This is a genomic window from Bradyrhizobium sp. USDA3010 (assembly GCF_056429065.1).
Window position 1 is genome coordinate 1 of the sequence record NZ_JBWJZD010000088.1, and the last position, 10,319, is coordinate 10,319.

The window sequence follows — 10,319 nt, forward strand, 5'->3', positions numbered from 1 at the left end:
TCATATGGAAGGTTCTAGTTCCAGAACTAGGCGCAGACATAGAAGCTCACATCGGCTCACAAACTCAGCAGCCGATAGCCGATCGCTTACCACTCCGCCAGACGGGGTTTCCTTGCCGCTTACGAACATGCGACCGTCAAACGCGCCAATAATGCACAAGGCGATATGATCCAGTTTGTCAGACCTTACCGATCTGCCGGAGGAGAGAAGGGGGGCTCATTGGCAACCTGAGGAAATTGACTGGTTATCTAGAAGCTTTCGTGATCGCCTGGACGAACATCTCACGGATACGATTCATCGCTAGTTCATCAGCGTTCAGATCCAGCCTCGTTCGTGGCCTCGCGCGATCGTCCCAGCAACCGAGGGTGAGGCGTCATGCGCGAACTCATAATCGATCTCCTGGTCACATCAGAACATAGGTGGATTCGGTCGCGAACGATCAACGGTGCCGCTGCGTGGAACATTCTCTCATCAGGAGCAGCACACCGCAACACCATCGCTCCATTGCGCATCAGCCCCCGCATCAAGGTGTCGAGACTACGACGTTGCGTTCTCGGAGCAGGACAGATTCGACCGGCTGGGTCATCTGCAATGATGCCGACAGAGGCTCGATCATTGGCAGCCCATCTTTGCACAGCACGGAAAGTCAAAGAGCTGTCGACCAAATGATGTACGTCCAACCAGCGGCACTCAGCGTCCGGTTGCAATTGCCGTCGAGGCCGAGGCGTGCGATCTGACGACGAAGATGATCGCATATCTGACCAGCTGCAACAATCACGGCAGCTGTGGCGGGACGAATAGGAGATCGCTACGTCCTTGCATGTGGTGGCGGTAGGAGCCAATCAGTTGACTTTCGATGGCATCTTCATGCTGCCCTGGCAGTCGTTGGAGCCGGAGTTCAAGTCTTTCAGCATGCTGCGGCCTGAAATCAACCACTAGAGCACGTGCGATATACGCTTTGTGTTCGGCCTCCGACCAGCTGTGCGTTGAACAGTTACAGATCTTGGCGCGAAAACGACGTTGAGATCGAAAATAGCCGGCACGCGCGCCGCGTCAGCTGGCATGGCCCCTGCATATCACCGTCCGCAGAAAGACCCGCAGCCATCAACGACGAATGATATCTTCCGCGTTGCGGCGAGGCTGCACCCAAACCCAGCTCACGCGCTGAGTAGCAACTGCCGTGCCAGCGGAGCTCAAGGTCGAAGCCGCTGAGTTGGCGTCGAGCAATTGCACACTAGCAATAGGCAGCGGCAGCTTGAGCCTGCGGAATCCGCCGTCGGTCAGAGCCGCGGCCGTCACAATCCAGAACAAGCCATTCTGACCCACCGGTCCAAAGTCTTGTGCTTCTCGGAAAACTATCGTGCCAAACTCTCGTCTGAAGGCTCCAAGACCGTTGGCTCGGACGGCGAACAAGCGAGCAGCGTCGATGACAACTTATCGCCGATCGTCCCAGCGCGCCTTCAACCCAACACTAGGCCGAGCGATCATCGACCAATACGGGCGACGCTTCACACCCGGGGGCAGCCGGTGAAGCGTGCAGCTGGTGCGAGTTCGTCGGATGTGCCGGTCTCAGAGCGTATTCACACTTGCTGGATGCTCAAAATTCTTGAATCGATCGTAGCGTCAGGTTGTAGGCATTGCGAAGCAGAACTTTCGCATCAGGGAACGCCACATTGGAAACTTGCATCGCGAATGTCACAAAGGCTGGAACGCATTGCGCGCGCTGCAAAGCGCAGCCAGCCTCTCTCGTGTCTCGGTCTTCGCAGTGAACGTGTTGCGCGTGACGAGACGATGATTCGGGGGACCACAATGATTACGGCGGCCCCGCGACGGCCGCTGCCGAGCTGTTGCCTAGCTCCCGGTAAACAGATGATGATCGTTGGGCAAAGAACCATAGTGAAGGATATGCGGCTTAAGAGGGGTTTGGTGATTCAAAAACGACGAATGGGGTGGACTTACAATGCGCACCGCTCGGCAACCACCCTTGCTGCGATCGCGATCGCGGCCATGTGGTGTACAGGATACGCTCGCGCGCGAGATCAGCGGGCCGAAGAAGTCCTTACGTCGTGCAGACCAGACGTAATGCGCTTCTGTGAGCGCTTCACAGGACGTGGGGATGTAGACGCAGCCATGTTTTGTATTAGGGACAATTTCAAAAGCTTGGGCGTCGAATGTCGCCGCGCGATGCCAACCGCGGCGGACAGAAACGGCGGAAGAAAACGACGCCTCAATAGGGTTCCGATCGTACTCCATCGAGAGTGATCCGTCCGAGCAGAAGTTACGGAAATTGACGCACGGTGACGTGTTCCAGGCCAATTAGCGCCGGACTTTGACTTGCCTGCTGTTTCGAAAGTCTATCGGGCTGGAATCGTCAACCTGTCGAGCCGGACGCATCCACCAGCGGCACTGAACGTCGTGAACCGATTGACCTCGTTCGGCGATCGACAGGGCCACCGCGCGTGTTACGAGGTCATGGTTCGCTTTGAGGTTCGATGTGCTACTGCAGCGGTTGCACGCTATCTGCGCTGCAGCCCGTTCGGCGGACAAGGCAACCGTGAAGTTGCCATCGGCTGGCTGGAAATGATCCGACGGACGAATCTGCTCCAACGTCGGAGGTCGTTAGGCCGCACATTGTTCAGGAGTCCGTATTGTCCATCAATCTATGGCGTTGTTGTCGGCGGCCTGGCATTTCCCGCAGGTGACTAGATCGACTAGGACTGGCAAAAGATCGCCGGAATGCTCGCGTTGGGGCGGGCATTCGATCGCGGTCTTCCCGATATTCTCACATTGGGATCAGGTTGGGCTCGAGGGTGCGAATCGAGTCGAGGAGAGCGCTGAGGTTAATCCCCAATCGAATTCGCGAAGGAACTGCTTGATGCCATTGCGGTGTCTTCGATGGGCGCTTCGGTGGAGCCGTTTGGCCCGGTCGTGGTGCTCTTGGTCGAATTCACTTTAGGGTTCAAGGCGAAAGGAAACATCGTCGAGAAGAGCCGCTCAAAGGCAGACAGCTGTTCACGCAGGCGCTTCTCGACGTCCTTGCGTTCCGCGCTAGATAGGTCCGTTTTAAGTAACCGACGGCAGCGCCAGATCTCGTTCCGCAGCCACCTGATCTCACTTAATCTATCATCGATCGAAGTCATTGCAGATGTAGTTCACTTTGGCATTCGAGTGTAAGCACGCGGATCTTCATGAGTAGCGGTGGCTCCGCATTCATGCCGAACAATTCCGTCTGAGGACTTGCGACGGCCCACCCGCTTCTGCGCAGATGTGGCGAGCAGTTCGATTTGTGCAAGGCTCCTGTTAATCGATATCACCTTACACCGCGCGTCTGACGAGAAATCGCGGCAGAGTCGCGAGTTTTCACCGCGCCGTGATAGCGTATCTTGCGCAATTCCTGCGCTCTACAGTTTCGTGCGAGATACGAAAGATGGAGAGATGTTAAATCACGTCCGGCATTAGGCAGCTTGAGCATGAGCTGGTAAACTAGGTCGCATGTCGCCATGATCTATGGCACCAAAACTTACAAGCGTCCGGCGGCTTTGTTGATGGCCCAGGTTGGGCGCGGCTTAACTGTAGGCCAGTAGCTCGTGACCCGGAATGTAGCGACGTCGTCCTCTGGCCGCGCGAGCGGTATAAAGAGTGGCGCCTTCATTGCGCTCGCCTCCTCTCTCTAATGGTTGAGGAGTCGCGCGCTGCCACCGAGCATTGGCAATCGTCTTTCCCAATGGATCTCTCATCCACAGCATGAGAAATGGTATGGCGGAGATGTTTTTCCCTATGGGGAAGGCGGGTGGGCCTGACCGCGATTCCGGCGCTCGCGAATCGATCAAACAAAGCGCAGGAGCCAAGGGCGGGATCTCAGCTATCGACGGCAAATGTCAGCTGGACGCGGTATCTCGCTAAATAAGCACCCCACAGGGAATCATTGCAATCGACATCCGCCGCATACAATCCGCCTCCGCTCCAGGAGGCCGATTTATAGCTTGAATCTCACGTTGCGACAGGTTGTAGACTTGCCGACGCGTCAAGACAAAACTCAGGATAGGGCAGGCGTCGACGGTTCATTGGCAAATCGAGATCGAGGGGGATGGCTTGCTGATTGCCATCTTGTTGCTTGCAGGCGATAGCCAGGAAGGGCAGTTGCACCATCGCCACGGAAACTCTGGGCGGGCAGTTGTCAAGTGCTGGCCAGTGGAGTCGCCATATGGCTGGAACGATGGAATGATGCGGGCAGCAAAGTGTGGCTTGCCACAACTGCAATCATTTAGTCGCGCAAGCAAGGCGCGCTGAGTGAACAGTCCGGCGCCCACAGGCAGATGCTCAAAGAGCGTAGACGATAAATATCTAGCCAGACGCGATGACCGGTCGCATATAGCCGAAGGGCGCTGCGATGAAAGCTCGGAAGGTCCTATGTCCGTTCAAACTAGTCTCACGACGGCGCTAAGGGAAATCGATCGTGCTGGCGGCATTGTTGAATTCTCAACTGCGGTGGTCAGGCGCGACAAGCAACTGTGCAAGGCCGACCTGCCGGTGTTTCTGCAACAAGCAGCCGTTGAGTTTCAATCGAGATTTCTACCGAGTTTCGAGGAAAGCATCCGTGCAGAGAAATCGTGGGGCTATGCCACGACATGCAATGCGGTGAGCCGAAGGGCTGGAGGTCAGGCGGGTCGGGATACTTGCGAGAGAATAGCTTCTCGCTTGTCGCAGCTGGACCATGCTCTGATGAGAAAGATCGGTATCAGGGCGCTTTCCATATTTGCGGCATCATTCGGCAGGCACGCCAGGAGAGCGGAATGTCGCCATGGGGCGGTCCGAATAGCCAAATTTTGTCGCGAGGAAAGCAGATCGCTTCAAGAATTGAACAATCTCAGCCTGGCAGGGCTGATAAACGGCTTCAGCAAGTGGCCGGAAGAGAGTGACTTTCGACAGGCCGCGGTTGCAATCGCGGGCGAGGTCATCCGCCGAGCGGGCCGCCACCATCAGCTCTCTGAATTTAGACAGCAAGGGTTGGTGAGCCTGGTAAACGGATTTAGCAAATGGCCAGAAGAGGCGGCCTCGCGCCAAGCCGCGACCACGCTTGCACTGGAAATCTTGCGGCGCCCCCGCCGGCTCGCCGATTTCGCTCAGCAGGGGTTGGCCATCCTTGTAAACGGTTTTAGCAAGTGGCCTGAGGAGTTGCCCTGTGGTCAAGTCACCGTCGCGGTTGCAATCGAAGTGCTTGGACGTGCGACGCGGTTCCACGAGTTCAGCGAGCAAGATCTGGCGAATTTGGTGAATGGCTTCAGCAAATGGCCAGAGGAGAATGCATCTCGTCAGGCCACAGTCGCGATCGCAAGTGAGCTCCTGCGCCGTGCCGTCCAGCTTCCGCATTATACCCAGCAAGGATTGGCGAACCTGGTGAACGGGTTCTGCAAATGGCCTGAAGATGCGACTTGCCGTAAGGCTGCGGTCGCGATCGCGGGTGAAGTATTTTGCCGTGCTGCCCAGCTCCCCGATCTGACTCAGCAGGGGCTGTCAAACCTGGTGAACGGTTTTAGTAAGTGGCCCGAAGAGGCGGCGTCTCGCCGAGCCGCGGTCGCACTCGCTCGCGAGGTCCTGCGCCGCGCCGCTCAGCTCTGCGAGTTCTCACAGCAGGGACTTGCGAGCCTAGTCAGCGGCTTCAGTAACTGGCCGGACGAACTGCCGTGCGGTCAAGTGACCGTCGTGCTCGCAGGCGAGGTCCTTCGCCGCGCCGATCGGAGGACGGGGCTCTCGGATTTCACTACCCAGGATCTCAGGGGCCTGCTGATCGGCTTCAACAGATCGCCACAAGAAAGTGCCGCTCGCCAAGCCACGATCACGATCGTCAATGAGGTCCTTGGTCGCGGTATCAGGCTCCTTAATTTTACCAAGCTGGAAGCGGAGAATTTGCTGTGTGGCTTTAGCAAGTGGCCGCACCACGCCGCCGGGCAAGGGAGGGTGACCGAGATCGTCAGGGAGCTGCAACTCGCGTCTGAGACCGCGTAGGCCCGTGAGAGGAGAAGCGATGTTACCAGATGGGGCGATCGATGAAAGAAAGCGCCAGCTAGTGGTGTTCGATACTCATGGGGCGATGCCATGGCACGACAACCCGGAACAATGAGAGGTGTCATAGCTCTATCGGCGACGCCCATATTGTACAATATTGAGCGACTAATCAGAAGGACGTAGATTCGTGAGACAGGCTGAAAACGACGTCGTCGAGCATATGCTCTCATCATTGACGATCAGCTTGTTTCAGAGTCGTATCGCGCCATCCGACGAACAGGTGATGTATCATTTCGGGCTGGCCTGCGAAAGAGCGGGGTTGATCGCGACGGAAGAGGTCGCAATACGGATATTGAAGCGCGTGTCGCGCGAGATCAACCAAGCGCAGTCGGTGCTTGAGTTCGTTGGTCGCGGTGAGGGTTGGCTACACTGAGCGCAACGTAAGGAAATTCGATGCCGACAGTGATGTGCGGTGTCTGTTCGACTCGGGAGGGATTCCCGAGCGGAATCACCGCTTGCTTGCCGCAAGCCGCGATAGCGCCAGTCGAGCTTGAGGATCATGTCCGCGGTCGTTAGTAGCTGAAGGCTAATCATTCGGGTCGGCTTTGCTGATTGGGTACGCCAGGAGCGGCAACATCGCCGTCCTGTCAGCATCACGCTGCCGGCGTGCCGCCGCTCGGACACCAAATTTACCGAGCTGGAAACTGTTTCGTTCCCTCGGACGTTTTGCGGAGCGCTGCGCCTAAGCGTCGAGAAACATCGAAGGAAAGTTGGGCGGCGCATTGATCATCGCTTCGAGGCTGTCAGCTTGTCGACAGCTATATCTCGTAGGCTGAATGTCCCGAATTGCTGGCAAGGCCGGCTCGATGTGCTCAGGCATGGCAGGAAAGGGGAGATGGATTCCAGTATCAACCCGATCCGCGAGCGAGGCCCCTTGAGATTGGTCCTCGGTCGCCATCGGGCGCAGGGTAATCGCACCAAGCCCTGCGTGGCGACCGCTTCGTGATGTGCTCTCGTCAGCCGATGAAGCGCATCCATAGCGGGGCTCTACCGGCTTCATGATACGCCGCCCCGGTGCATTTGCTTCCTTTAGCAACCGAGGCGCGGTGCAAGTTGAGCCGCGGTCGCTGCAGGAGGTTGTCGCGCACTGGCTCGAGGGCGAGCCGGCAGCAATAACCGCTTGGCAGGCCTTCGCCGAAGAGCCGGGTGCCTTAGATTATGCACGCTTTCTCGACAGGCTCCGCGGCACCGTGAACTATGGTAACGACGCGTTCCGGCACGCGGTCGTCGAAGATCTGCGGCAGGCGGTCATCAGGCCGAATTTACGCGAGCAGTATTTCGAACTGGCCTCCGGAGCGAGCGTGAGCTGCCAAGATCGCATCACTTTGACCTGGAACGGCATGCAGAGCGCACGTGTGAACGCGGATGTCGAGGACGGCGCCTATGACGGACGCCTTGGCGAACTGCTCCAGCAGGGCCGCGTCATGTTTCGCTTGGAGGCCCTGGACCGAATCGCGCGCGAGACCGTCAACTCGCTTCGTCGAATCGATCCGGACACGGACGTCGATGAGATCGAGGTCTACCTTGCCTACCAAACCCAATTGCGTGATGCGCTGGAGCTGCGGCACATCGCTCCCGATATGCGCTTCATGAGCGTCTCTCACCTCACCGGGGACGATGTCGCCAGGGCCGGGACGGCAGTGCGGAACCAGGAAGCGACCGAATTTGCGCAGTTCCTGGCGACCCGATGGCAGCCATGGGAAAGTGTGCTAAGGCGCATCGCGCCCGAAGACTATGCTGAGATGCAGGAACGGCTCGTCGATGCGATGGGCGAGCCGTTTCAAGCCCGCTTGGATCGGCGGCTGGCGGAGGATGGGTTGACAGGCGACGCCGATGCCGAGCGGGTGCTCGGCGCCCAGATACGCAACGAGATCGCCCGCGAGATCAAAGGCGCGGTCATGGACCGGGTGCTCGGGGAGCTCGGCTTCGAGCTATGAGCTCCTCCGCTGGCATCATCGATGCGTCTCGTCGCCCGCAAAGCCTAAGAGGGCAGTTGCCGGTCGCGCGACTGGCTGCGGATGAGCTCAACAAAAAGTACGCTTGATTGCACCCAATCCAGACGGGGATTCGCACAGTGCATATCATTATGGCCAAAGCCATTGGCGGCCGGTCAAACGGCTGCTCATAAGCTTAACGAATGGATGGCGAGTAGTCTCAGCCTCAAGTTGCCTTTGTGCAACGCAGGCTCTCGATGTTCGTCCCCCGCGATCGATAGGATCTTCGCAGCATCAAACTCGATTCTAGATCGCGGAACATTGTGTAGTTCCGTCGTATCCACTGATGCAGCTCGGTGGACCAGTCCTTTTCGTCCCGCAGATATCCGGTGAAGGAAAAGCCAAGTCGGTCGATATATCTCTTGAGAAACGGCGGCAGCGCGGAAATCTGGAGCATCCGCTCGCCATCCATGACTTCAGGTAATCCGCCGCGCAGCGCAAATTCATTGTGGACGGTGACTAGCGATGCTGGCGGAATCTGCCGCCGCAGTATGTCATAACCGCGAAAGGAAATGCGGTCAGCGCCTGCGATGAAGAGAATGATAGGAGCGACATAGCGGCGCGCCGTCTCCTTTATGAAGCCGATTTCCTCGCACATCTTGAAGAATTCGTCGAAGGCATGGAAGCCGAGATCGATCACCTTGGGTACCCGGTCGTGGACGATAAGCGGGTCCATCAACTGCATCTTGCCGTAAGTGTCGGTCACATCCGCGGTCTCGGTGATCATAGGCAGGTAATCGAGCAGTGATGGCTCTTTTAGATTGACATCGAACGACAGGACGGCACCGTCTTTGAGCAGCAAGAACTCGCTCAGGACGCGAGCGATGAGGGTTTTTCCGACCTGCGGGCTAGGAGAGCAGATGATGTAGATAGGGGTCGCTACCATAGCCAGCAGATCAATCTCGTTTCGTATATGGGCCTGGTCTTGGCCCGCAAGAATATGCGACTACTTCTCGCCACTCCGCGTAGCGGACTTGGCGCCGGCCAATTCCGTCAAGTTGATGCGATCAAATTCGCTCCAGACATTTGCCAGCCAGTGCCGGACATAACCGCGTAGCACGAAAGAGTTGTTCGCGGGCTCATCGTTGCGGCCCTTGTTTGCCACGAAATCTACGAACGGGACGGATGCGACTTCGACCTGCTCATATGCCATCTCGTTCAGTTTCGGGATGGTCAACTCGGTCGCCTGTTTGATGCGGTGAAAATAGGAGTTATAGGTCGACTGGTCCCACTGGAAGAACTGAGTGTCATTGATGAAGTTCTTGACCAGATAGTACTTTGCGCCGCTCATGAAGGTAGCGGTCTCCTCGATCTCGTCGAGCGAAGCGATAGACGATCCTAGAATGTGGAATACGGCAAAGGTAACCTGGCCGGACCGCGCCGAATCCAGAAATCCGATGTCGCGCAAGGAGGCCAGCGCTGAGGACAGTAATCCGGCGCGAGCGTCGATGACGGTGACAGATAGCCCGGAGTTCAGGGTATCGAAAATCTTCATCTGGTCCGCGGTCGTCGTCATGTCGACGATCTCGGTGATCTCGGGATAAAAGCGCTTCAGCGTTCCCCGGGGAGACTCCGTATCGAAGGCGCGCGCTTGCACGTTGTTGACGCTGAAGTAGTCCAGCAGCGTTCGTGATACGGTCGTCTTGCCGACTCCTCCCTTGTCTGCACCCACCACAATCACAACTGGCTTCACCATCGAATTCTCCTGAGGCACTCGCTCTTGCCGCGCGCGAAGTGCGCAATCGGCGCGTCACTGCTTTGGGTGAGAACATGGCAGAAAGAAGGGTAATTGAATTTTCGACGCGAGAGCTCATCAGGTTGACCAACGTTTTCAACATCGAGCGAGTTGCGCGGTCTGACTGAGACGTCGGCGCACGCTGAGAGTAGCAAGTAATCGCTCCTGCTCGTGATTTACGTCAGGTTCGTGAGTAGCCGGAAGGCCGGGCGTCGAAGGATCAACCGTGAGCCTGATGATCGTTGCGATAGCGTTCTATGTACCGATCGTTGGATCGGCATGAAGGACGTGAACCTTACGCGGCGTCAGCTTGTAGCATCGATGTAAACAGGATTGAGGTGGTGCTGCACTGCGTGGAGAGTAGTCGCGGATCTAGCTCGTTCGACATGGGGTGGCCCGATCTAGCCCGTCCTATTCGTGAGAGTGCGGCTTTTGGGCCCGATTGATGCGGCCGTACATCTGCTCTGACGAGGCGCACAGGATTGCCTTCGGCTTTTCACCGCCTGACGACCGGTACTTTGCAA

General features: G+C 57.3%; 5 protein-coding genes and 1 pseudogene. 3 read left to right on the forward strand and 3 right to left on the reverse strand.

Going from position 1 to position 10,319, the window contains the following annotated elements:
* Window positions 1–1,851: 1,851 nt before the first annotated feature.
* On the reverse strand, window positions 1,852–2,253 hold the full coding sequence (locus AC066Y_RS42480) for a hypothetical protein (RefSeq protein WP_478279039.1): 402 nt from the start codon (window positions 2,251–2,253) through the stop codon (window positions 1,852–1,854).
* 2,157 nt (window positions 2,254–4,410) lie between these two features.
* Here AC066Y_RS42480 and AC066Y_RS42485 point away from each other — a divergent pair.
* The 3 genes and pseudogenes from AC066Y_RS42485 to AC066Y_RS42495 all read left to right on the forward strand — a co-directional run.
* A complete protein-coding gene (locus AC066Y_RS42485) occupies window positions 4,411–6,006 on the forward strand; it encodes a hypothetical protein (RefSeq protein ID WP_478279040.1) in 1,596 nt (531 codons plus the stop codon).
* Between the two features lie 187 nt (window positions 6,007–6,193).
* On the forward strand, window positions 6,194–6,439 hold the full coding sequence (locus tag AC066Y_RS42490) for a hypothetical protein (RefSeq protein WP_478279041.1): 246 nt from the start codon (window positions 6,194–6,196) through the stop codon (window positions 6,437–6,439).
* Between the two features lie 676 nt (window positions 6,440–7,115).
* Window positions 7,116–8,003: pseudogene (locus tag AC066Y_RS42495) on the forward strand (NEL-type E3 ubiquitin ligase domain-containing protein); the annotation flags it as partial.
* Between the two features lie 223 nt (window positions 8,004–8,226).
* Here the strand turns inward: AC066Y_RS42495 and AC066Y_RS42500 are convergent.
* Both AC066Y_RS42500 and AC066Y_RS42505 read right to left on the reverse strand, forming a co-directional pair.
* Window positions 8,227–8,946 carry a hypothetical protein gene (locus tag AC066Y_RS42500; RefSeq protein WP_478279042.1) on the reverse strand — a complete coding sequence of 240 codons (720 nt, stop codon included), beginning with the start codon at window positions 8,944–8,946 and terminating at the stop codon, window positions 8,227–8,229.
* A 60-nt stretch (window positions 8,947–9,006) separates the two neighbouring features.
* Window positions 9,007–9,756 (reverse strand): P-loop NTPase family protein, encoded by a 750-nt coding sequence (locus AC066Y_RS42505; RefSeq protein ID WP_478279043.1) that lies wholly within the window; start codon window positions 9,754–9,756, stop codon window positions 9,007–9,009.
* Window positions 9,757–10,319 lie beyond the last annotated feature (563 nt).